Origin of the sequence: Pseudoalteromonas sp. FUC4, from assembly GCF_008370255.1 — a bacterium.
Classification (GTDB): domain Bacteria; phylum Pseudomonadota; class Gammaproteobacteria; order Enterobacterales; family Alteromonadaceae; genus Pseudoalteromonas.
On sequence record NZ_SEUI01000004.1, the window covers coordinates 131,263 to 155,038 of the forward strand.

Genomic DNA, 23,776 nt, shown 5'->3' on the forward strand with positions numbered 1-23,776 from the left:
GTTGGTCTTTCAGGATTAAAGTTTGTTCTATCCAAGTGTGGTTTAATCGCGGCGCGAGGTTTGTAACCTAGTGGGCTAAGTAAAAACCGAGCAACAAAGAGTAAACCTCCCTTGGGTCGAACCCAAAGGGCAGCGCGTGTTTGGTATTTATGCTGCGTTATCGCCTATTTATGTGGAATAACCACACTACATAAGCTCTGTCTTGTCTAAATACCAAACACACTGCTGTAAACTTAACCTCGAAAGATAAACAGACCCTAACTGTTAGTCGCTTTTAACGCTGTCATTAACAAATGACACTCAAGTCTTTCGTCGCTACTGAGGCCTTGAGTCTTGTCCTTTATTAATAGGGTCTCGAGTCGATAATTTAAACACTGATCTTCAATAAACTTGAAAGTATTTTTAAAAACCGTCTCTAAACGTTCTTCATTTATTTCGTGTTGCCACGTTGCAAGCTTTATTAATGGCTCATAATCTTCAGTCCCTCTGAAAAATTCGAGCAATTGTGCAGTGGTAACATTTTCTTTTTCTAGGGCTTGTTCTTGTAAGCGTAATAACAGGCCTATGCCAGCAATATTCATTTGCGCGAGTTCTGGTAAGTACGGCACACTTTTAGCTAAATTAGGGTGCTGAATTAAAATACCGATTGCTTGGCGCATGGGTGTTATTTTAAATTTTCGCTCAATCGAATGCTGTTGCTTAGGTGTTTTTAAACGGTTATTTAATTGCTCACGTGTTCTGCCAATTAAACGGCCTAATTGTTCCAAAATATTTTCTTGGTAAAATTCACTCGGAATTTTTTCAATTAGTGGAAGTGCAGCACTAAGCAGTTTGGCTTTTCCTGAGTCGAGCGTTAAATCAACTTCTTGGCTTAATTTATTGAACAATACTTTGGTAAAGTCATCTGCTTGGCCTAGGCGCAATTCAAATTGTTCTTTACCTTCTTTTTGCACTAACGTATCTGGATCTTCACCATCGGGTAAAAATGCAAATTGCAGTGCTTTACCATCGTTTAAATAGGGGAGTGCGTTTTCAAGCGCTCGCCATGCAGCATCACGGCCTGCTCTGTCGCCATCGTAACAACAGATTACTTTATCAGTAGTTCTAAACAATGTGTGCATGTGCTCGCTTGTTGTTGCGGTGCCTAGTGACGCAACAGCATATTCAATTCCCTGCTCTGCTAGGGCAACAACATCCATATAACCTTCAACAATCATGACATGGTCAAGTTTTTTATGGGCTTGTTTTGCCTCATAAAGCCCGTAAAGCTCAAAGCCTTTATGGAAAATTCGGGTCTCTGGCGAGTTTAGATATTTTGGTCCTTGGTCGGCTTGCATTACACGTCCGCCAAAGGCAATAACGCGCCCACGCTTATCGCGAATAGGGAACATTAAACGATCGCGGAAAAAATCAAACTGCCTACCAGGAGTTTTTTCTGAGGCTAGTTTTAATTCAACTAATTGCTCTTTTTGTTCTTTGTTGCGGCCAAGTTGTAGGCATAGCCCGTCCCACTCGCTGGGGGCGTAGCCAATCATAAACTTTTTAACTGTTTCGCCGCTTAAACCACGGCCTTTAACATATTCAATAACAGCAGCTGAATTACTATGATGCTTTAACTGATGCTGATAAAAGCGTGCAGTATGAAGCATTAAATCGTAATCAGAGCGCTTTTGCGCAGCTGTACGTTCTGGTGCTGAACTTGTGCCTTGTTCTCGAGGTACTTCTAAGTTGAGCATGCTGGCTATTTCTTCAATAGCATCTACAAACTCTAGCTTTTCGTACTCCATTACAAACGAAATAGCATTACCATTAGCGCCACACCCAAAGCAGTGATAAAACTGTTTGTCTTGCGATACAGTAAATGAGGGGGATTTTTCGTTATGAAATGGGCAGCAAGCTTGATAATCTTTACCTGCTTTTTTTAGACCTATTTTTGAGTCTATCAGGTCGACAATATCGGTTCTGGCAAGTAAATCGTCTATAAAGTTACGTGGGATCTTTCCAGCCATTAGTAAAATACAGTCCTGAAATAATAAGAAGAATAACGAATATGAAATTTACTTTTTTATACTTGCTTGATGCAAAGTATAGCCTGCTTTAACTTACCAAAATGATAGCAAAATAAATAGGGAAGCTATAAAAAATTTCATTTTAAAGTAACTTAATAGGTGTACTTTTTATTAAAGTTAAAAACAAAGAAACCGAGCGCAAGGCTCGGTTCACTTCAATCATACTTTAATGTATGTGGGAGTATTAGGCAGTTAATCGTTGCTTAATTAAACCAGAAATCTTGCCCATATTGGCACGACCTTCGGCTTTGCTTTTGATTATACCCATTACTTTACCCATGTCTTGCATACCTGCTGCGTTAGTATCAGCAATAGCCGCATCAATGAGAGCAATAATTTCTTCTTCACTCAATTGTTGAGGTAAAAAAGTTTCAAGTGCTACTATTTCACTGGCTTCAATATCAGCTAAATCATCACGCCCAGCATCTTTGTACTGAGTGTAAGAGTCACGACGTTGTTTAACAAGCTTCACTATAACGGAGGTAATACCTGCGTCGTCTAGCGTTATACGCTCGTCAACTTCACGTTGTTTTATTGCAGCAAGTACCATACGAATAGGATTAAGACGTTGTTTGTCTTGGGCTCTCATCGCATCGTTTCGTGCATTTTCTAGCGTTATTAAAAGGCTCATTTATACAAGACCTAATATATTAGTATAATTTAACGCGACGTGCGTTATCACGAGAAAGTTTTTTCATGTGACGTTTAACTGCAGCAGCTTTTTTACGCTTACGCTCAGCTGTTGGCTTTTCATAGTGCTCGCGACGACGAACTTCTGAAAGGATACCTGCTTTTTCACATGAACGCTTGAAGCGACGAAGTGCTACGTCAAACGGTTCGTTCTCTCTTACTTTAATTACTGGCATTAAAAATTCACCTACCTAAATTATGAGCGTTGCTCAAGTTGATCAAACATTGATCAAGTGGTTCAAAAATGGTGCGGTATTGTAATCCGAAGCAACACCACATGTAAAGGACAATATTAACAGAAACGCATTACGTTAAACAGTATTAATTTGCTTGGCGCTGGTACAGTTGGCAAAGTACTTGACCCGCTTTTTTTTCTTTAATTAACAACCAGTTGGTTGGCGTTTCTAAGGCGGCTAGCTCTGCTTCTACTTCAACATAAATTAATGCGTCGTTGCTTAGCCATTGGTTTTTTTCTAATAAATTGCAGGTTGTTTGCGCTAAATCTTTACGAAATGGTGGGTCAACAAATACAAGATTAAAGGTTTCGTTTGTGTTTTTTTGCTCTAAAAACGAGAGTGAATTGGTATGTTTAATGTATGCGTTGTCGAGCTTTAAAGTGCTAATATTTTGTTCTAATTGCTTAGCAGCTAATGAGTCAAGCTCGATAAATGTAGCGCTTTTAGCAAATCGTGATAGCGCTTCAAATCCCAATCCACCAGAACCTGCAAAGCAATCAAGTACATTTGCGTCACGCGTATCTTGCATTAGCCAATTAAATACAGTTTCTTTAATTCGATCGGTAGTAGGTCTCAAGCCTTCTACGTTTTTAACAGGGAGTTTACGGCCTCTAAATTGACCACTAATTACTCTAATAAAGCCATCATTGGGCTTGTTAGTAGCTTTATTTTGCGTTGTTTTTTTTCTCATTTAGCTCACTAAAAAATGGTATATGGTATCTAGCTCAGATAATATTATGGGCGATTACGTGTAGCTTCATTTTTCAACCGCATTAAAAGTGTTACTATTGAACACTTACGTTTTGAATGGTTGTATTTATTAGCAACTATTGCTGGGCATTGCCAAGCTATTTCAAATTTTAGTTTATCAGATTTTTATAAGTGGTTATTAGCAAGTATGACAAAAAAAAGTAAATTCATGTCGTGGCTCGGTTTTGGCAAGTCAGATAAAAAAGAAGCAGAGCAAAAAGCAGCAGCTGATAAACAACAAGCATTAGCGCAAGAAGAGGCGCAGAAGCTAGAGCAAGAAAAACTAGCGCAGCAAGCTGAAGCTGATCGTTTAAAAGCTGAGGCTGAAACAGAGCGCTTAGAGCAAGAGCGTATCGCTGCTGAAAAAATTGAAGCAACACGTTTAGAGCAAGAAAAACTCGCGCAAGAGCAAGCTGAAGCTGAACGGTTAAAAGCAGAGGCTGAAACAGAGCGTTTAGAACAAGAACGCCAGCGTGCTGAAAACGCGGAAAAGATTGCCGTTGAGCAGGCCAATGCTGAATTGCTTGCAAAACAGCAAGCAGATGCCGAGGCGAAAAGACAAGAACATGCGCAACGTTTAGCCGAACAAGAAAAAGAGATGCGCTTAGAGCAAGAACGATTAGCGGCAGAAAAAGTAGAGGCTGAGCGGCTAGAACAAATACGCCTTGAAAAACAAGATGAGGCAATCAAAGCCGAAAATCTTGCAATAGAGCAAGCGAATGCTGAATTATTAGCAAAAGAACAAGCGGACGCTGAAGCTCAAAGGCAAGAGCAAGCGAAGCGCTTAGCAGAACAAGAAGCGCAGATGCTTTTAGAGCAAGAACGCATTGCGGCTGAAAAAGCAGAAAATGAGCGCTTAGAGCAAGTACGTATTGCAGCTGAAAAAGCAGAGAATGAACGTTTAGAGCAAGAACGCCTTGCAGCTGAAAAAGCAGAAAATGAGCGCTTAGAGCAAGTACGTATTGCAGCTGAAAAAGCRGAGAATGAACGTTTAGAGCAAGAACGCCTTGCAGCTGAAAAAGCAAAGAATGAACGTTTAGAGCAAGAACGCCTTGCGGCTGAAAAAGCAGAAAGTGAGCGCTTAGAGCAAGTACGTATTGCAGCTGAAAAAGCAGAGAATGAACGTTTAGAGCAAGAACGCCTTGCAGCTGAAAAAGCAGAAAACGAACGCTTAGAGCAAGAGCGTATTACTGCAGAAGAAGCAGAAAATGAGCGTTTAGAACAAGAACGTATCACAGCAGAACTTGCAATTGAAGAAGCTAAAAAAGCCGAAAAGCCAAAAAAAGAAGGTTTTTTTTCTCGCCTCAAAAAAGGCTTGTTAAAGACTCGCGTTAATATAGGTTCTGGTTTTTCGTCTATTTTTAGTGGAAAAAAAATAGACGACGAATTATTTGAAGATCTTGAAACTCAATTACTCACCGCCGATTTAGGCGTTGATACCACCATGAAGTTGATTGATCGTTTAACTGATGCAGCGAACCGTAAACAGTTAAAAGATGGTGATGCGCTTTATGAATTAATGAAACAAGAAATGGCAGCAATGCTAAAAACTGCTGAACAACCTTTAGTTATCAATAAAGATAAAAAGCCGTTTGTTATTTTAATGGTCGGTGTAAACGGAGTTGGCAAAACAACTACGATTGGTAAGTTAGCTAAGCAATTTCAAAACGAAGGTAAGTCGGTCATGCTTGCCGCAGGAGATACGTTTAGGGCCGCAGCTGTAGAACAGTTACAGGTTTGGGGTGAACGTAACAGTATTCCGGTTATTGCACAGCACACAGGTGCAGATAGCGCGTCGGTAGTATTTGATGCATTTCAAGCCGCGAAAGCGCGTAATGTTGATGTATTAATTGCTGATACAGCTGGGCGCTTGCAAAATAAAGATAATTTAATGCAAGAGCTTGAAAAAATAGCCCGTGTAATGAAAAAAATTGACCCAGATGCACCTCACGAAGTAATGCTTACTATTGATGCTGGTACAGGTCAAAACGCTATTAGCCAAGTAAACTTATTTAATCAATGTGTTGGTTTAACTGGTATTACACTTTCAAAACTTGATGGTACTGCAAAAGGCGGTGTTATTTTTGCGGTTGCCGATAAGTTTAATATTCCAATTCGTTACATTGGTGTTGGTGAAGGTATTGATGATTTACGCGCTTTTAAAAGCGATGACTTTATTGATGCATTATTTAGCCAAGATGAGGACGACGTTTAATTTACCAAAAGAGGGAGCTAGCTCCCTTTTTAATTGCGAGGATTACTAATGCTGTTAACAAGCTAATGGCGTTGGCATAATAAAAAGATGATAAATTTTCAGCAAGTAAGTAAAACTTACCCTGGTGGGCACCGTGCACTTGAAAAGGTTAATTTTCACATTAAGCCTGGCGAACTCGCTTTTTTAACGGGCCACAGTGGCGCCGGTAAAAGTACGCTACTTAAGCTAATTAGTTTAATGGAGCGCCCATCTGCGGGTAACGTGTTTATTAATGGGGTTGATTTGAATAAAGTTAACTCGCGTCAAATTCCTTATGCTCGTCGTGATATTGGTATTATTTTTCAAAACCACCGTTTATTAGAGCGCTATACCGTTTTTGATAATGTAGCATTACCTCTAATTATTGAGGGTACACATCATAAGCAAATAGCTAAACGAGTACATGGCGCGCTTGATAAAGTGGGCCTGATAGATAAAATAAAATGTCATCCTTCTATGCTCTCTGGTGGTGAACAGCAGCGAGTAGGTATTGCCAGAGCTATTGTAAACTCCCCGCCAATATTATTAGCTGATGAACCTACTGGTAATCTCGACCCTGAGCTTTCAATGGAAATATTAAAGTTGTTCGAAGACTTTAATAAGCACGGTACAACTGTGCTTATTGCTACACATGATCTTGGTTTAGTGTCGCGTATGAAGTATCGAAGCCTAACTTTAAAAGATGGCCGTATGCTTGAAGATCCGCTTGCTGAGGGAACATTATGAGTTTACTTTTTAAAGGTCGTCAAAATAGTAACGATAAGCAACAGAAATCGATATTAGCGGGTGGTTATTTTTTCATAATTAATATTTTTCGCCAAGGTGTGCATAGTTTAGGTGAAATGTGGCGTACACCACTTGCTTCAATGATGACCATTGCAGTACTTGGATTGAGCCTAACTTTGCCAGCTACACTTTATTTAGTTGTTAAAAATGTACAGCAGGTAAGCAGTGGTTTTGAAGAAGCGAGTGAAATATCGTTATTCGTAAAAGAAAGTATGAACGAGCAAGAAACGCAAACCTTAGTAAAGCGTTTAGCACTTTACCCAGAAGTGGAGAGTGTTGAGTTTATTTCAAAGCAAAAAGCACTCACCGAGTTTAAAGATGTTTCCGGTTTTGGGCAGGCTTTAGAGTATTTAGATAAAAATCCATTACCTGATGTAGTGCTTGTTACGCCAACAAAGCGTAATAGGCAGCCAAACGCCGCTAAGGCGCTTCTAACTAAACTTGAGAGTGAACGTGAAGTTGACTTTGGAAAGCTTGATATAGCATGGTTAGAGCGTTTAAATGCACTGCTTGATTTACTCAAAGAAAGTGTAATAACTATCGCACTATTATTACTTACCTCAGTGACTCTCATTATTGGCAACACTATTCGCTTGTCTATTATGGACAAAAAAGAAGAAATTCAAGTAATGAAACTTGTAGGGGCTACCAATACATTTATACATGCCCCATTTTTGTGGACTGGTATATGGTACGGCGTAATAGGCGGTTTATTTGCTTTTATATGTGTTGGATTAATGATGTGGTGGCTTTCGAGTGCTGTGAGTAGCGTTGCAGGCGTATATCAAACAAGCTTTTCACTTATTGGCTTATCGCTTAGCGAGCTTGGCTTTTTAGTATTACTTGCCACTAGCTTAGGCTTTATTGGCTCGTATCTATCTGTAAATCGGTATATTAAAGAAATAGAACCCGACAAAGTATAAATGAACCAATTCAACTTGATACACGTAGAGTATCAAGTTGGATACGCTTTCGGTTTATTAAAACTGTCATATCTATATACTATCCTCCCTTAAAGTAATGAGTTGTAAATAGTGTGTTGCGACGGAGCGAATTGCTTGCAAACCCTTAATTCATCACTTATTCAGTCGCTTGTAGTAGACTAAATACATACCAAAAAACTACTTGATTTATACTTTAAAAAAGTTTTAAATTGGGGTTAGCACTCTTAAGTAAAGAGTGCTAAGATGGTTTCAAATGTTTATCACCGAGGTGAAAAATGAGTAAAGATTTATACGCAATGGCACTTACAGTCGGACAACAAAGCGCAAGCATGGATGGTTACCTTCAAGCGGTAAGCACTATTCCTATGCTTAAAGTGGAGCAAGAGCAAGAGCTTGCTAAAAAGCTTCAGGAAGAAGGCGATCTTAGTGCTGCCAAGCAACTCATTATGTCGCATTTACGCTTTGTAGCACATATTGCTAAAGGCTACTCGGGATACGGCTTGCCACAAGCTGACCTTATTCAAGAAGGTAATATAGGCCTGATGAAAGCGGTTAAACGTTTTGACCCTTCAGTGGGTGTACGTTTGGTATCGTTTGCAGTGCATTGGATTAAAGCCGAAATTCACGAGTTTGTGCTTAAAAACTGGCGCATAGTTAAAGTTGCAACCACTAAAGCGCAACGTAAATTGTTTTTTAATCTTCGTAAAAACAAAAAGCGTTTAGGTTGGTTTAATCAAGCTGAGGTTAGCACTGTTGCTAGTGAACTAGGTGTGAGTGAGAAAGAAGTACGTGAAATGGAATCGCGAATGAGCGGCCAAGACATGGGCTTTGATCTAACGGGCGACGATAACGACGACGCACCAACAAGCACGTACTCTCCAGTACAGTACCTAACAGATGGCGCAGCTGATTTAGCTGACGACGTTGAACAAGAACAGTGGAAAGAGCAAGCGCACACTCGTTTATTTAGCGCACTTAAAACACTAGACGAACGTTCACAAGATATTGTTAGCGCACGTTGGTTGTCTGATGATAAAGCGACTCTTCAAGAGCTTGCACAAAAGTACAGTGTATCTGCTGAACGTGTTCGCCAGCTAGAAAAAACAGCAATGAAAAAGCTGCAAAGCGCTATGAGCTAATCACTCTAAAGAATGAAATTTAAAAAGCCCTGCATGAAAATGCGGGGCTTTTTGCTTTCAGGTAGGTTGGTTTGAGCGAAGCGAAACCCAACGATAAAATTTATACCGATACTCTGCATTATCGAATGGTTAGTTTATCATTCGGGCATAGTATTATTTAAAGCTATATCATCTAGCACTAATTCCTTTTCCCTCAGCCAGAGCCAACTGAATATATTTACGTTCAACCAGCTGCGAAACCGGCACGAGCTCAAAACCTTGCTTAGTTAGCTCTGGTAAGGCATGGCGTAAAAATTCGATGGTTTCAGGGTAGGGATGAGCAATTGCAATGGCAAAGTTATGTTTTGTAGCTTTGTGTTTTAATTCGTCTAACCTAAATTGCAATTGCTCGGGCGTAGTTATGTTATCTAAAAACACGTGGCGGCCGATATTCTCGACACCTAAAAAGTTCGCGGCGTTTTGTGCTTGGCTTAAATCGGTTGTGCGACTATCTAAAAAATATAAATGACGCTTTTTAAGTACTTCCATTGTCCACTTCATAGCTTGGCTTTTTTGCGTAAGCGCTGAGCCCATGTGGTTATTAACGCCTTTAACTTGCGGTAAACTAGCGAGAGCGGTTCCAAGAGTTTGCTGAAGCTGCTCTTTATCCATATTTAAAGTAAGCGCACCAGGCCCTAGTTCTTTACCGTTAAGTGCTTGCATAGGCACATGAAGCAATAACTCTTTATTTGATTGACTGGCAAGTGTTGCAAAAATTTGCGAATAAGGAGTATGGGGCAAAATTGAATACGTCAATTGCCCTGGTAATGAGAGGAAATCTAAATCTCGCTGATGATAGCCTATGTCGTCTATCACTATTGCTATTTGCTTAGCGCTAACACCTGTGCAGGCTAAGCAAATAGACAGTACTAGCCATTTTATTATTTTCACGTTTATAGTTTTTATTATCTTTTTTAAATTTCAGTAGGTTGCTTTAAATAAAGCTGTTTTATTGCATACTGAGTAATTGTTTTGCTTTAACTAATTGTAGATCGGCTAAGTTACCCGTAAGTAATTGCGCGTTACTGTTAGTTTGCTCATTTTTTATTATAACGGCTTTATTAGTTTGTGAAAGGCTTGTTTGATTAATCGCCACATCAGGTGTTATTCCTATGCCATCAATAGATTGGCCAAGGGGGGTATAGTATTTAGCTGTAGTGAGTTTAAGTGCTGTGTTGCCATCGCCTAAAGGGATTAACGATTGAATCGATCCTTTCCCAAAGGATTGACTGCCAACAACGGTTGCTCGTTTATTATCTTTAAGGGCTGCGGCTAGTATTTCTGCTGCTGAGGCAGAGTTTTCATTTATAAGTACAACAATGGGCGCATTTTTTAGAATGTCTCCACGCTTTGCATAAAATGCTTGGTTGGCATCGTAAAAACGTCCTTTAGTCGTCACTATAGTGCCACTTTGTAAAAATAGGTCTGATACCGCCACTGCGCTTTGTAATGTCCCCCCTGGGTTATCACGTAAATCAATTACTAAGCCTTTAAGTGGGTAGCCAAAATGGTTTTGCAGGGCGGCAACTTGTAGTGCAACTTCATGTAATGTGTGGTTAGAGAAGTTATTGATAGCTATGTAACCAGTTCCAAAATCTAAAAGTTCGCTTGTTACACTTTCGAGGTTTATCTGGCGACGTGTAACATGAAAAGTGAGTGGGTTTTTATTGTTATCGCGATTTACAATTATATCTATATTCGAAAAATCACTGTCTCTTATTTGTGTTGCTACTTCGTCGATAGTACGGTTTTGGGCTGCGTTGTTGTTTACACTTACAATAATATCACCTGGTAAAATACCTGCTGCTTTTGCGGGCGAATTATTAACCACGTTAACAATAGTCATATTCTCGTCTATGTTCTTAACTTCTATACCAATACCTGTGTAACGACCATTTGTGTTATCAAATAATGAGGCTAATTCATACTCATTTAAGTACTTAGAATAGGAGTCGAGTTTTGAATATAAACGCTCAAACTGCTGGTTGTTATATTTAATATGGTGGCTATTTTGTAAGGTGAGATCTTCAACGTAATAGGTATGAATGTTAAAGAGTATTTCGTCTATTTGTTGTCTTTTAAGATCTTTAATTGAGCTTGCTAGTGTATTACTAGTAAAGGTAATTAGGGTTAGTAATACAAGTAAGTACAGACTTATATAAAAGTCTGTACTTTTTTTATTAACGGTATTTATTGTGTGTTTTTTAGTTGTCATCAGCTGCTCCAGAGCGGTGCAGCGATTTATCTAATTAAATACGTTTGCACCATTTTACAGGATTTACTGCGCGTCCTTTGTGGCGTATTTCAAAGTATAGACCAGAACTTGCCTGTCCGCCGCTTTGGCCTACCAAAGCGAGGGTTTCGCCTTCACGTACCATATCGCCTACATCTCTTAGTAGCGTTTGAGCGTGGCCATATAGGCTCATAAAACCTTCACCATGGTCTACAACAATTACCCATCCATAACCTTTTAGCCAATCGGCAAATACAACTTGGCCGTTGTGCACGCTATTAATATTAGTGCCTTCTTTTGCACCAATTAATACGCCTTTCCAATCAATACCACCATGTTTACGTTGGCCGAATGTGTGCTCTAACTTGCCTTTGCTCGGCCAGTCTAATTTGCCCTTACTCTTATTTAGGCCAAGTAATTCTATTTTTTGTGTTTTTTCTTTTTCGAGCTCTTTAATCGTTGTTACTAAAGTTTGTTGGTTTTCTTTTAAATAATTTATTGAGCTTTTAGTGCTGTTGAGCTGAGCTTGTAAGTTTTTAAGATTAGCTTGGCGTTCACTTTGTGCATTGAGTAATGCAGTTTGACGCCTTTTTTGCTCATCAAATAAAAGCTCTAGTTTTTCTTGTGTTTTAACAAGCTCTTCTTGGTTTTGTGCTATTTGCTGTTGAAGATCTTTTAGATCTTCGATTTGTTCAATACGGGCTTTATTTAAGTAGTTGTAATAGCTAAGTGTGCGCTCAAGCTTGGCTGTGTCTTCTTGATTCAACAGCATTTTAGAGTAGTCGTCGCCACCGGCCATATAGGCACTTTTGAGTTGCGCGGCTAAAATTTTCTGAAACTGAGTGTGTTTTTTATCAAGCTCATCGGCTTTACTCTGTAACTCTTTTTGCTGTGTTTTAGTCTCTTTTACGGATTGCTCTGCCATGTTAAGTGCTTTAGCATTTTTAGCTATATCGAGTTCATGGCTTTTTAGATTTTTTTGTAGGGACGCTATTTTTTTTCTTTGGGCGTTATATTCAGCTTGGCTCTGCTCAAGTGCATTTTGAACTTCTGATAAGTCTTTTTTAGTACGATCTTCATTAGCAACTGCAGATGCAGCCACTAATGAAGTTAGTATCAAACCGCACTTAATTAACCGGTTAATACGTTTATTCATGTGTTATTTCAACATCATGATAGGAGTACCAGTCATTTCTTTTGGTTGCTCCATACCCATTAAGTGAAGCATTGTTGGGGCTACATCACTTAAGGCTTTACCTTGCATTGGCTCTGCATCGCGACCAACATAAATAAAATGTACCGGTTCGCTAGTGTGGGCAGTATGTGCTTGGCCTGTTTTAAGATCAGCCATTTGCTCAGCATTACCATGATCGGCTGTAATTAGTGCTTCACCACCAAACTCTTCTAGTGCATCAACAACACGTCCGATACAGCTATCTACAGCTTCACAAGCTTTAACAGCGGCTTCAAATACACCTGAGTGACCAACCATATCGCCATTAGGGTAGTTACAAATAATAGCATCGTATTTACCGCTTTTAATTGCTGCTACTAGTTTGTCGGTTAGCATTTCTGAGTTCATTTCAGGTTGTAGGTCATAGGTTGCCACTTGCGGCGAAGGAATTAGCTCGCGTGTCTCACCTTCAAATTCACTTTCGCGCCCGCCACTAAAGAAAAACGTAACGTGTGCGTATTTTTCGGTTTCTGAAATGCGAAGCTGTGTTTTATTATTTTTTTCAAACCATTCACCAAGTACGTTTATTAGTGGTGTAGGTCCAAATGCAACAGGTGCGTCTATATCGGCTGCATACTCTGTCATCATTACAAATGCGCTAAGCTCTGGTGTTCTTTTTTTAGTAAAGCCATCAAATTTAGGTTCAACAAAAGCGCGGGTAATTTCGCGAGCTCTATCTGCTCTAAAGTTAGCAAAAATAACGGTGTCGCCATCGTTTATTGAAGCAGGAGTGGCGCCTGTTGGCGTAATAGTCGTAGCTGCTACAAACTCGTCGTTTTCGTCGCGCTCGTACGCTGCATTAAGTGCTTCAACACCATTATCAAAATTAAAGTCGCCTTCGGCGAGCGTCATTACGTTGTAAGCTTTTTCTACACGGTTCCAACGGTTGTCTCTGTCCATTGCGTAGTAACGGCCAATAAGTGATGCTAAACGTCCGCACTTAAGTTTACTAAATAACGCTTCAATTCGTTCGATTGATGCTTTTGCGCTACGTGGAGGAGTGTCACGGCCATCTAAAAATGCATGGAAATAGACTTCTTTAGCACCACGTTTTGCAGCAAGTTCGATACTTGCAACTATATGATCTTCATGGCTATGCACACCACCTGGGCTTAAAAGACCCATTATGTGAACCGCTTTACCAGCACTTACTGCTTTGTCTATGTTTTCAACTAAGGCTGGGGTTGAATCAAACTCGCCATCGTTAATTGCTTTGGTAATACGAGTAAAATCTTGATACACAATGCGCCCAGCACCTAAGTTTACATGGCCAACTTCTGAGTTACCCATTTGACCATCAGGAAGACCAACATCTAAACCCGAAGCTGATATTAACGTGTGTGGGCGGGTGGCCCATAAATTGTCTAATACGGGTGTGTTAGCTGCAAGAATGGCATTACTTTGCGTATCTTCGCGGTGTCCCCAACCGTCTAAAATCATTAATACCAGTGGTTTTTTATGCTCTGTCATAATAGCTCCTGAAAATTAGTATCTGTTGATGGATACTGTGCACCTAAAAAGGTTTATTAGCGTGGTTTTAGCATACCGTGTTTTTAAGCTAGGATCAGCATTGAAAACAAGATATTAAATATTTTTACTTATACCTTATTGACTAACATGAACTCTGCTTGAGATAGATTTATTATCCAGAGTTCTGTTAACTATATATGGGGGGGCTTTATCGTTTTTTAAACGTCTCTAAGTGCTCCTAAACTCGCATTTTAGGTTGGTTTGGGTATACTTGCGTGGCTAAAGTACAAAACATTTGAAACATCACGTTTTAAAACATAATTTCATAGTGGAAGTAGAATGGATCAATATATTGAATTTATTACAAATCACCCCATTTTAAGCCTTGCTTGGGTTGGTATTGTTTTCCTTATAGTTAGTGGCTGGATAAAAAGTAAGCTTTCAGCTGTTCGTCAAATAAATCCTCAGCAGCTTACGTTACTTATTAACCGTGATGACGGTCAAGTAATCGATATACGTGCGCAAAAAGAGTTTAATGCAGGGCGTATTTCTGGTGCTGAGCACTTAAGCCCAGAGAATGCGAAAAAATCTGACTTTTCAAGCCTTGAAAAGTACAAGACTAAACCCATTATAGTTGTATGTACTACAGGTATGACTGCCCAAAGTACTGCAGCCGCTATGAGTAAAGCTGGTTTTGAACGAGTTTACTTATTAGCAGGTGGCATGGGTGCGTGGCAATCTGCCAGCTTACCAACTACAACAGGTCGCTAATCAGTTTAGCTAGGCCGATAGAGGATTTATTATGAGTAATGTTGTTTTATACACCAAGGCGTATTGTCCATTTTGTCAGCGTGCTCTTTCGCTTTTAAACAGCAAAGGCGTTGAATACACAAATTATGATATTGGTGTGCAGCCTGAGCTACGCGATGAAATGATTGCCAAAGCAGGTGGTGCAAGCACAGTACCGCAAATTTTTATTAATGATGAACATATCGGTGGCTGCGACGACATGATGGCTATTGAAGCGCAAGGTAAACTTGACGCTAAGCTAAACGCTTAATTTAATTATAATAACGAACAAGTTAGGAATAACAATGAACGAAGAAAATCAAAACGTAGCAGCTGCAGAAGCTGGCGCACAATTTACTATTCAACGCATTTACACTAAAGATGTATCGTTTGAAACGCCAAACTCTCCGGCCATCTTTCAAAAAGAATGGACGCCAGAAGTTAAGCTAGACCTAGATACACGCTCAAACAAGTTGGACGAAGGTGTATTTGAAGTTGTTTTAGCGCTAACTGTAACTGCATCTATTGGTGAAGAAACTGCGTTCTTATGTGAAATTCAACAAGCAGGTATTTTTACTATTGCTGAAGTTGAAGAAGTGCAACTTGCGCACATGCTAGGTGCATTTTGCCCTAACGTATTATTCCCATATGCACGTGAAGCTGTTTCAAACCTTGTTAACCGTGGTACTTTCCCACAGCTTAACCTTGCGCCAGTTAATTTTGATGCGTTATTTGCACAATACATGCAACAACGTACTGCGCAAGCTGACCAGGCTTCAGCAGACGCATAACTTATGAGTACAGCAACTACAGCTGTTACTGTATTAGGGGCGGGGTCTTACGGCACCGCCCTTGCTATTTGTTTAGCCCGAAATGGTCACCAGGTGACACTTTGGGGAAGAAATAGCGACGACGTTGCCACGCTTGCAGCTGAGCGGAAAAATCAACGTTACTTACCTGATGCTCCTTTCCCAGATACTCTTACTCTTGAAGCTAACTTACAAAATGCCGTTGCTAGCAGTGCTATTGTACTTGTTGTTGTGCCAAGCCATGCGTTTGGCGACACGCTTGCGCAGATAAAACCTGCATTGCAAGACGGTGCTAAAGTAGCGTGGGCAACTAAAGGGCTTGAGCCTAATACTGGACGTTTGTTACAAGAAGTTGCTTTGCAAGAATTGGGTGATGACATTCCACTTGCGGTACTTTCGGGTCCTACGTTTGCAAAAGAAATGGCGATGGGGTCACCTACAGCTATTTCAGTGTCTTCAACGTCACCTGAATTTGCACAGCAACTGGCTGATTTACTTCATTGTGGTCGCTCATTCCGTGTGTATAACAATGATGACTTTATCGGTATACAGCTCGGTGGTGCGGTTAAAAATGTAATTGCAATTGGCGCCGGTATTTCGGACGGTGTAGGTTTTGGTGCTAATGCGCGTACCGCGCTCATTACCCGAGGCCTTGCAGAGCTCACTCGTTTAGGTTGTGCTCTGGGCGCTAAGCCAGAAACCTTTATGGGAATGGCAGGCCTTGGTGATTTAATACTAACCTGTACAGATAACCAATCACGTAATCGTCGATTTGGTTTGGCGTTAGGTAAAGGCGAGAGTGTTGATGCTGCTATTGAGTCTATCGGCCAAGTAGTTGAAGGCTTTAGAAACACTAAAGAAGTGTATTTACTAGCGCAGCGTGCTGGCGTAGAAATGCCAATCACAGAGCAAATTTATAAAGTACTTTATGAAAATAAAGACATGAAAGAAGCCGCTATGGCTCTTTTAGGACGAGAACAACGCGCTGAATAAGCGCTTGAGCTAGGCCTTAACTAAAAAACCGACATTATGTCGGTTTTTTAGTTAAGGCCTAGCGGATTATATTTACTGGGCGTTAGGGAAGCCCAACTGACGCCACGACTCGTAAACAAATACGGCGACTGCATTTGACAGGTTCATACTACGGCTATTTGCTTGCATAGGAATACGTACACGCTGATCGTTTGGTAATGCTTGGATCATATCATCAGGCAAGCCGCGAGTCTCTGGGCCAAATACCAAACAGTCACCCGCTTCGTAACTTGCTTCATGGTGAAACTGACTACCTTTGGTTGTGCATGCATACACTTTTTTTGGTTTACATTTTTCAAGGTAATCCTCAAATGAGGCATGGCGTTGAACATGACTAAATTCATGGTAATCAAGTCCTGCACGTTTCACGCGCTTATCGTCCCACTCAAAACCTAATGGCTCTATTAAATGTAATGCATAGCCGGTGTTGGCACATAGGCGAATAATATTACCAGTGTTAGGCGGTATTTCAGGTTGGTATAAAACAATATCCAGCATAATGAGCCTTATAAAATAATCTGTAGTTTGACGAAGGGCAGTATACACGAAACCTTTTAAAAAAATGATATACTCACACTATTGAATACTCCTAATTATCGGATTAAAACGTGCATAACCGTAGCTACGAATTTTGGGTTAAAACTTCCAGCATTGTTACCATGGTAATGGTTAGTTTAATGATTGGCGCAAAAACATGGGCGTGGCTTGCTTCGGGCTCGGCCTCAATGCTTGGCTCGTTAACTGATTCGTTAATGGATATAACAGCCACTGCTATGAGCTTTTTAGTTTTGGGTTACGCACTGCGCCCAGCGGATGATGACCATAGGTTTGGGCACGGAAAAGCTGAAGCACTAGCAGGACTTGGCCAAGCTGCGTTTATTGCAGGCTCAGGTTGCCTACTTGCTTTTCATGGTATTGAGCGTTTATTTAATCCTATACAGTTAAGCCATTCTTTATTAGGCGTGTGGGTAAGTATTTTTGCTATTGCATGTACGCTGGTAATTGTATTTGTGCAAAATAAAGTAGTTAAGTACACCGATTCAATTGCTATAAAAGCCGACTCAGTTCATTACAAAGGCGATTTAATATTAAACGCTGCGGTGCTGTTAGCTATTTTGTTAGCTTATTATGGTGTGCTGTATGCCGATCCTGTTTTTGCGATAGGTGTAGCGGGTTACTTACTTTATAACAGTTGGGATATAGCGCGCGATAGTGCCGATCACTTAATGGATAAAGAGCTTCCAGACGATGAAAAGCAAAGCATATTTGACATAGCCAGAGCCCATGCTGATGTGCATGGCGTGCATGATATTCGTACTCGCCAAGGCGGAAAAGTTAAGTTTATCCAAATGCACTTAGAGCTTGATGATAACTTAAGTTTAATACGAGCTCATAACGTAGCTGATGAAGTGGAGTCAATGCTTAAAGAACGTTTTGAATCTGAGGTAGATATACTGATCCACCTCGATCCTTTATCGGTACTTGCTAAGCCGTCACCGACTCACAAAACTGATACAAGCTTTTAAGCAATGGCTGACGTATTTCATCACGTTCAAAAAATAGCTCGTGTTTAGCACCTTCAAAACTTTTAAGTACTGTATTTACGTGTCTGTTTGCTAATTTATATTGGGCATTGTTATCGACTACTTCGTCGTTTTGCGCGCTGGCAATATAAAGTGGGATAGTCACGCTTAAGTTATCCACAGAAGTTATAAATGCAAACGTTGCATTTAGCCAGCCGTAAGTAACACCGCCCAGCTGTAGTAATGGCTCTTCTTTATATGTTTGTCTAAATAGCTCGTAACGCACTGGACTGCTGGTTAATACATTTGTAGCAAACTCATCGGGTATATAATCGGTTTGCCCTAGCGCGTAGTTGTCTTTTTGACCCAAAAGGGTAGCGGTGCTGGCTATTAATTTAGCTAAAGGTTTTGGAGTGTTTTTTGTGTAAATATCAAGCATCGGCGCTGATAAAAACGCGCCACTAAAATTGTGTTCAAAATGCGCAAGGTAATCAAATGCAATAGCGCCGCCCATTGAATGACTCACTAATACTTTTTTACCCTGCCAATAAGTATCCACAACTTGTTTATTAAATAAGTTTAGATCGGCACTGTAATCGTTAAATTGGTTAACGTGGCCTTTATGCTTATTTATTAAGTGGCGATAAGAGCGGCCTTGTCCTTGGTGGTCGACTATGAACACGGCAAAATTATTGTTATAAAGCTCCCACAACAATTCTTTATATTTATCTAACCCCTCAAGGCGCCCCGAACTGATAACAATGGCAGTTTGAGCTTTTTCAGGTATGGCATAAGCATAAAATAATTGCCCGTTAGGCGTATCTAAATAAGCTTTAATTAGCGTGTTTTTATAAAAGTTATTAATTGTTATTTGATTACTTTTCAGCTCACGCTCACTACTATAAAACATGGTTTACTCTTTTATTAATGGCAAGGTTATATTAGCACACAAGCCACCTAGTTCTTTATTTGATAATACTAGACTACCGCCATGCGCAGTAATAGCATTTTTAGCAATCGCCAGCCCTAAACCCGTGCCGCCACTTACTCGGTCGCGCGCATCTGATTGCCTAAAAAAGGGCTCACAAAGCTTACTCAGTTGATCATCTGGCACACCAGAGCCGTCATCACATATTTCTATAAAAATGGCATCTGTGTGCTTTAGAGTAATGCTAATTGTATTGTTTGCGTATTTAATAGCGTTGCGAAGTAGGTTTTCAAGCGCACTGGCAATAAGGCCTTCGTCGCAATCAATATTTACTTCTACAGCGCCCATTATATTTAGCTGCTTATTATTTTGTTTTGCTTCAAACTGCGCATCGTTAAGCACATGATCTACTATTATTTGCAGTGATTGTTTTTGCAGTGAAAGAGCTTGGCTTTTTGCTTCTAAGCGAGACACTTGCAGCACGTCGGCAATCATTTTATCAAGCTGATTTGCTTCTTTTTCTATGCGTAATAAATACGATTGGCTAGCGTCGTTAGCTTGCATTTGTGCAAGCCCGGTAGCCATTTTTAAACGTGTAAGGGGCGAGCGTAACTCATGTGATATGTCGGCTAATAAGCGTTTTTGTGAACTAATTAAAAGCTCTAACTGATTAGCCATGCTGTTAAAGTCTCGCCCAAGTATTCCTAGCTCATCTTTTCGGTTTACAGAAATGTCGGCTCTTGCGCTTAGGTTGCCCGCTGATAGTTTAATAGCCGCTTTTTTAAGGCTATTTATAGGGGCTATTAAGTTGCGGCTAAATACAAAGCTTAAAATAAGAGAGGCAACAATTGCGATGACTATTTTCATCCAATTAGGCATAAGCTTAAAGCGCATAAGTAACGGTGGCTGATGATTAATATCTATTTCATATAGATAAAAATTTCCTTCAGGCACGTTTATATTAACAGGACCAAAAGCTTGGTATTTTTCAGTGAAAATAATTTGCGGCGACATATTTTGGGTAAAGTTCAATAAACTTAAGTCGATGCTCTCTGGCACCTCTTTATTACTTAGAGAATCCTCACTTTGCATTGCACTTAAGTATAAAAGTTTACGCTTTGACAGGCGAGGGTGCGCTAACACTTCGCTTAGAGTTCGTTTGTGCTTTATGGTGGAGCGCTCAATACTTTTGGCTGTATATATAAGGTTTTTTTTCATCGGGCCATAAAGTGGCTCGTTAGATACCGTATTAATAGCGGTTATATTACTTAAAAATATAAGCGCTGCTACGGTGCCGATTATAGTTAACCAAAACCAAATAAATATTTTAAAAAACAGGTAGTGCCCAGGATGTTTTAACCACGCAAAGTAGATGCTTTTATTCGCCTTGGATAAAGACATAACCCGTACCTCGCATTGTTTTAATTCGCTCACCTGGAATATGTTCTGCTATTTTTTTGCGGATATTACTTACATGCATATCGATAGAGCGATCAAAAGAAGCTAAACGCCTACCAAGTACTTCTTCACTAATTTGCTCTTTACTAACCACTTCACCTGCATTTTTACACAATAGCGTGAGTATTTCGTACTCTGTACCTGTAAGGGTTAGTGTAGAGTCGTCTATTGAGGCTTCTCGAGCTGCAAGGTTAACAGTAATGCCATTAACGAGTAACTTACTCGTTGTAGCTATATTTAAGCTATTAATGTGCTCTATACGGCGAGTTATCGCTTTTACGCGGGCTAGTAATTCACGATGATTAAAAGGCTTTGGAATGTAATCGTCAGCGCCTAGCTCTAGACCAAAAATACGGTCAAAGTCTTCACCTTTTGCTGTAAGCATTATTACCGGTGTGAGTTTTGTTTGCCTAAGTTGTTTAAGTACTTCAAAACCATCAAGCGTTGGTAACATTACATCTAGCAATATCAGGGCGTAGTCATTTGCTTGTGCTAGTTTAAGGCCTTGTTCACCGTCGTGTACGCTTTGTATTTCAAAACCTTGGGCAGTTAAATATTCACTTAATAGCTCACAAAGGCCAGTGTCGTCATCAATCATTAATAGTTTCATTTACAAACCCTTAGAGTTGTTTATAGCGTTATTTTACCCGCTAAATAGTGCAAAGGTGAATCTTTACACAACCTTTACACTGCTTTGCGTTACTTTGCGTTGAGTTAGGTATAGTTAACTCACTGGCTTAGCAGCCACAACCAACCCAATATTAAGGTAATGATTATGACTAAATTAAACACACTTTCAAAATTAGTACTTATCTGTGGCTTAGCAACAGCAACGCTTGGTGCTGGTAGCGTGTTAGCTAAAGGCGACGGACATAAGCAAGGCCATTCTCAAGCTCGTTTTTTACTTTCTGAGCGCGGCGTTGAAAAATTAAACCTAACAGATGAGCAGCAAACTAAGCTAAAGGCTATTTTTGAAGCGCAAAAAACACAAATGAAAGCACTGCGTGGCGACGATAAAGAAGCCCGTAAAGCGATGCGTGAAGCGCACAAAGCAAAAATGGATGCGTTACTTTCGGCTGCAACATTTGACGAAAATGCAGCAAAAGAGCTATTAAATGAACGTCATGCAAAAGGTGAGCAATTTGGTTTAATTGAACTAAAAACACAACACCAAGTAATGCAAGTGCTTAACGCTGAGCAAAAAGAGAAGTTTGCTAAAATGCAAAAGCGTATGAATAAAAAGCATCGTAAACAAAAAAGTTAATTTTACTTTTTTGTAAATACTAAAAAACCAGCGTAATGCTGGTTTTTGTATTTAGGGCATTATGAAGATAAATTATTTAAAAAAGTCATCTTCATTTTTAGCCATCATTGCCTCAATATCTTCTATCATGTCTTGGCTAAACTCTTCAGCCGAAGTGATTGGTGCAGAAATTTTATTATTTTCGAACGACCATTCACCTAAATCAATTAGTTGGCAGCGCTTTGAGCAAAAAGGGCGAAATGGGCTTTGCTCTGACCATTCAACTTTAGTTTTACAGGTTGGGCAGTTTACAACAGTAGGCATAAATTACTCTCTACAAATTTTTGGTGCATATTACATTACTTAGATATGAGTCTCTAGGTATAAGTAAGGCTCTGAACTTGGTGTTCAGAACCTTGTAGCCATTGCTATGGGCTTTTAGAAATTAGTTACGCGATTAATTTCACCAAGGGACGTAAGGCCATCGGCTGCTTTGCGTAAACCTGATAAACGTAAATTATTAAACCCGGCTTTAAGGGATACGTCAGCTATTTCAAGCGAGTTACCACCGCGCATAATAATTTGAGCAATTTCAGGGGTAATTTGCATTACTTCGTAAATACCCACACGCCCTTTGTAACCATCAGTACAGCTATCACACCCTTTAGGCATATATAACGTCATTTCTTCAATTTGCTCGGCACTAAATCCTTGGCGAGCTAGTTCTTCGCTCGGCAGTTGTTCTGGCGTTTTACATTTAGGGCACAAGCGACGTGCTAGACGTTGGGCTATTATTAAGCTGATCGAGCTTGCTACGTTATAAGCGGGTACACCCATATTTAATAAACGAGTGATTGTTTCCGGCGCTGAGTTTGTATGCAATGTTGATAAAACCAAGTGACCTGTTTGCGCCGCTTTTATTGATATTTCTGCGGTCTCTAAGTCACGTATTTCACCTACCATAACTACATCTGGATCTTGACGTAAAAATGCGCGCAGTGCGTTGGCAAAAGTCATGTCGGCTTTAATATTTATTTGTACTTGGTTTACACCTTCAAGGTTAATCTCAACCGGATCTTCCGCAGTACTAATATTACGCTCTGGCTGGTTTAATATATTTAAACCTGTGTATAGCGATACTGTTTTACCAGAACCGGTTGGCCCTGTTACAAGTATCATCCCTTGCGGCTGGGCAAGTGCATCCATGTAGAGCTTTTTCTGCTCAGGCTCATAGCCTAATACATCAATGCCTAACATAGCGCTTGATGAATCAAGGATACGCATTACTATTTTTTCGCCCCACAAGGTAGGCATGGTACTTACACGAAAGTCGATACTTTTGCGCTCAGTAATTTTTAGCTTAATACGACCATCTTGTGGTTTGCGTTTTTCGGCAATATCGAGTCTCGACATAACCTTAATACGTGCAGAAAGCTTGGTGGCTAATGTATTAGGTGGGCTTGCTACCTCATGTAAAATACCATCAATACGAAAACGAATACGGTACTTGTGCTCGTATGGCTCAAAATGTAAATCAGAGGCGCCTTTTTTAATGGCATCCATTAAAATTTTGTTGATATATACGATGATAGGCGCATCATCTTTGTCGTCATCTTGTGGTGCTGTATCTTTTTGGCTGTCTGAGTCTAAATCAGCAAATTCCTGAAACTCGTCATCGGTTAAATTTAAGCTGCCAGCGGCATCTAGTAATTGCTCAATTTTGGCATCGAGTTGAACATAATCAACAACCACGACTTCGCATGAGAGGCCGGTACTAAATTCAAAGTTTTCGAATGCGCCGTAATCTGTTGGGTCTGATGCTGCTATATAAACTTTTCGATCTTTTTGAACAAGCGGCAAAATGTGATGCTTGCGTATGAGTTTTTCTTTTACGAGATCGGCCGGGATTTTTGTAGGATCAAAATCTTTTAAATCAAAATAGGGTACGCGAAACAAATCAATACATTGTTCAGCTAAATCATTACTATCGATTTTTCCACATTTAGAAATAAGCTCAGCTGTTGAGGCAAATTCATTTTGTTTGTTTTTAACCGTGTCGGCATCAATGCGGCCAAGGGTTATAAATTTTCTCAATAACGGTGAGTTAATATTCATTGCGCACCTGTTTTATTCCTTCAATAGTAAGCAAT

The 23,776-nt window shown here is 40.0% G+C and carries 24 protein-coding genes; 10 read left to right on the forward strand and 14 right to left on the reverse strand.

What is annotated here, in order from left to right; genetic code table 11:
* Positions 1–257: 257 nt before the first annotated feature.
* The 4 genes from dnaG to rsmD form a co-directional block, all read right to left on the reverse strand.
* Positions 258–2,009: a DNA primase gene (gene dnaG, locus EU510_RS12830; protein WP_149593811.1), complete on the reverse strand. Its 1,752-nt coding sequence runs from the start codon at positions 2,007–2,009 to the stop codon at positions 258–260.
* Positions 2,010–2,253: 244 nt separating this feature from the next.
* On the reverse strand, positions 2,254–2,700 hold the full coding sequence (locus EU510_RS12835; protein WP_149593812.1) for a GatB/YqeY domain-containing protein: 447 nt from the start codon (positions 2,698–2,700) through the stop codon (positions 2,254–2,256).
* Between the two features lie 19 nt (positions 2,701–2,719).
* Positions 2,720–2,935, reverse strand: a complete 216-nt coding sequence (gene rpsU / locus EU510_RS12840; protein ID WP_002957797.1) for a 30S ribosomal protein S21 — start codon at positions 2,933–2,935, stop codon at positions 2,720–2,722.
* Positions 2,936–3,080: 145 nt separating this feature from the next.
* The gene (rsmD, locus tag EU510_RS12845; RefSeq protein ID WP_149593813.1) at positions 3,081–3,686 is read right to left on the reverse strand and encodes a 16S rRNA (guanine(966)-N(2))-methyltransferase RsmD; all 606 of its coding nucleotides are present in this window, start codon (positions 3,684–3,686) and stop codon (positions 3,081–3,083) included.
* Between the two features lie 207 nt (positions 3,687–3,893).
* Between rsmD and ftsY the strand changes: the two genes are divergently transcribed.
* The 4 genes from ftsY to rpoH all read left to right on the forward strand — a co-directional run bounded on the left by ftsY (position 3,894) and on the right by rpoH (position 8,868).
* Positions 3,894–5,960, forward strand: a complete 2,067-nt coding sequence (gene ftsY / locus EU510_RS12850) for a signal recognition particle-docking protein FtsY (RefSeq protein ID WP_149593814.1) — start codon at positions 3,894–3,896, stop codon at positions 5,958–5,960.
* An 87-nt stretch (positions 5,961–6,047) separates the two neighbouring features.
* The gene (gene ftsE / locus EU510_RS12855) at positions 6,048–6,725 is read left to right on the forward strand and encodes a cell division ATP-binding protein FtsE (RefSeq protein ID WP_149593815.1); all 678 of its coding nucleotides are present in this window, start codon (positions 6,048–6,050) and stop codon (positions 6,723–6,725) included.
* On the forward strand, positions 6,722–7,708 hold the full coding sequence (ftsX, locus tag EU510_RS12860; protein WP_149593816.1) for a permease-like cell division protein FtsX: 987 nt from the start codon (positions 6,722–6,724) through the stop codon (positions 7,706–7,708). The genes ftsE and ftsX overlap by 4 nt, the downstream gene beginning before the upstream one ends.
* 296 nt (positions 7,709–8,004) lie before the next feature.
* Positions 8,005–8,868, forward strand: coding sequence for an RNA polymerase sigma factor RpoH (gene rpoH / locus EU510_RS12865; protein ID WP_149593817.1), 864 nt, complete (start codon positions 8,005–8,007; stop codon positions 8,866–8,868).
* A gap of 168 nt (positions 8,869–9,036) precedes the next feature.
* On the opposite strand, the gene EU510_RS12870 is transcribed toward rpoH, so the two are convergent.
* Genes EU510_RS12870 through gpmM form a run of 4 tightly spaced genes read right to left on the reverse strand, consistent with a single transcriptional unit; the run spans position 9,037 to position 13,844 of the window.
* Positions 9,037–9,798 carry a divergent polysaccharide deacetylase family protein gene (locus EU510_RS12870; protein WP_188085424.1) on the reverse strand — a complete coding sequence of 254 codons (762 nt, stop codon included), beginning with the start codon at positions 9,796–9,798 and terminating at the stop codon, positions 9,037–9,039.
* A gap of 58 nt (positions 9,799–9,856) precedes the next feature.
* The gene (locus EU510_RS12875; protein ID WP_149593818.1) at positions 9,857–11,122 is read right to left on the reverse strand and encodes a S41 family peptidase; all 1,266 of its coding nucleotides are present in this window, start codon (positions 11,120–11,122) and stop codon (positions 9,857–9,859) included.
* Positions 11,123–11,156: 34 nt separating this feature from the next.
* On the reverse strand, positions 11,157–12,296 hold the full coding sequence (locus tag EU510_RS12880; protein ID WP_149593819.1) for a murein hydrolase activator EnvC family protein: 1,140 nt from the start codon (positions 12,294–12,296) through the stop codon (positions 11,157–11,159).
* A 3-nt stretch (positions 12,297–12,299) separates the two neighbouring features.
* Positions 12,300–13,844, reverse strand: a complete 1,545-nt coding sequence (gpmM, locus tag EU510_RS12885; RefSeq protein WP_149593820.1) for a 2,3-bisphosphoglycerate-independent phosphoglycerate mutase — start codon at positions 13,842–13,844, stop codon at positions 12,300–12,302.
* A gap of 339 nt (positions 13,845–14,183) precedes the next feature.
* Between gpmM and EU510_RS12890 the strand changes: the two genes are divergently transcribed.
* From EU510_RS12890 to gpsA, 4 genes are read left to right on the forward strand one after another with little or no spacing between them, the layout of a single operon-like run.
* Positions 14,184–14,615, forward strand: coding sequence for a rhodanese-like domain-containing protein (locus tag EU510_RS12890; RefSeq protein WP_149593821.1), 432 nt, complete (start codon positions 14,184–14,186; stop codon positions 14,613–14,615).
* Positions 14,616–14,646: 31 nt separating this feature from the next.
* Positions 14,647–14,904, forward strand: coding sequence for a glutaredoxin 3 (grxC, locus tag EU510_RS12895; protein WP_002957783.1), 258 nt, complete (start codon positions 14,647–14,649; stop codon positions 14,902–14,904).
* Positions 14,905–14,938: 34 nt separating this feature from the next.
* The gene (secB, locus tag EU510_RS12900; protein ID WP_002957782.1) at positions 14,939–15,424 is read left to right on the forward strand and encodes a protein-export chaperone SecB; all 486 of its coding nucleotides are present in this window, start codon (positions 14,939–14,941) and stop codon (positions 15,422–15,424) included.
* 3 nt (positions 15,425–15,427) lie between these two features.
* Positions 15,428–16,435, forward strand: a complete 1,008-nt coding sequence (gpsA, locus tag EU510_RS12905; RefSeq protein ID WP_149593822.1) for an NAD(P)H-dependent glycerol-3-phosphate dehydrogenase — start codon at positions 15,428–15,430, stop codon at positions 16,433–16,435.
* Positions 16,436–16,507: 72 nt separating this feature from the next.
* On the opposite strand, the gene trmL is transcribed toward gpsA, so the two are convergent.
* Positions 16,508–16,972 (reverse strand): tRNA (uridine(34)/cytosine(34)/5-carboxymethylaminomethyluridine(34)-2'-O)-methyltransferase TrmL, encoded by a 465-nt coding sequence (trmL, locus tag EU510_RS12910; RefSeq protein ID WP_149593823.1) that lies wholly within the window; start codon positions 16,970–16,972, stop codon positions 16,508–16,510.
* 161 nt (positions 16,973–17,133) lie between these two features.
* Here trmL and EU510_RS12915 point away from each other — a divergent pair, with 161 nt between their 5' ends.
* Positions 17,134–18,000 carry a cation diffusion facilitator family transporter gene (locus tag EU510_RS12915; RefSeq protein WP_149594088.1) on the forward strand — a complete coding sequence of 289 codons (867 nt, stop codon included), beginning with the start codon at positions 17,134–17,136 and terminating at the stop codon, positions 17,998–18,000.
* Here the strand turns inward: EU510_RS12915 and EU510_RS12920 are convergent.
* From EU510_RS12920 to EU510_RS12930, 3 genes are read right to left on the reverse strand one after another with little or no spacing between them, the layout of a single operon-like run.
* Entirely contained in the window at positions 17,960–18,907 is a 948-nt protein-coding gene (locus tag EU510_RS12920; RefSeq protein WP_149593824.1) for an alpha/beta fold hydrolase, read from the reverse strand. The genes EU510_RS12915 and EU510_RS12920 overlap by 41 nt on opposite strands.
* Positions 18,908–18,910: 3 nt before the next feature.
* On the reverse strand, positions 18,911–20,326 hold the full coding sequence (locus EU510_RS12925) for an ATP-binding protein (protein WP_149593825.1): 1,416 nt from the start codon (positions 20,324–20,326) through the stop codon (positions 18,911–18,913).
* Positions 20,304–20,993: a response regulator gene (locus EU510_RS12930; RefSeq protein ID WP_149593826.1), complete on the reverse strand. Its 690-nt coding sequence runs from the start codon at positions 20,991–20,993 to the stop codon at positions 20,304–20,306. Before EU510_RS12930 ends, EU510_RS12925 begins: the two co-directional genes overlap by 23 nt.
* A 165-nt stretch (positions 20,994–21,158) precedes the next feature.
* On the opposite strand from EU510_RS12930, the gene EU510_RS12935 reads away from it, so the two are divergent.
* The gene (locus EU510_RS12935; RefSeq protein ID WP_149593827.1) at positions 21,159–21,647 is read left to right on the forward strand and encodes a periplasmic heavy metal sensor; all 489 of its coding nucleotides are present in this window, start codon (positions 21,159–21,161) and stop codon (positions 21,645–21,647) included.
* 72 nt (positions 21,648–21,719) lie between these two features.
* Here EU510_RS12935 and yacG read toward each other — a convergent pair whose 3' ends face one another.
* Complete coding sequence (yacG, locus tag EU510_RS12940) at positions 21,720–21,950, reverse strand: DNA gyrase inhibitor YacG (RefSeq protein WP_002957774.1); 231 nt, start codon at positions 21,948–21,950, stop codon at positions 21,720–21,722.
* 114 nt (positions 21,951–22,064) lie between these two features.
* Complete coding sequence (gene pilB, locus EU510_RS12945) at positions 22,065–23,741, reverse strand: type IV-A pilus assembly ATPase PilB (RefSeq protein ID WP_149593828.1); 1,677 nt, start codon at positions 23,739–23,741, stop codon at positions 22,065–22,067.
* Positions 23,742–23,776 lie beyond the last annotated feature (35 nt).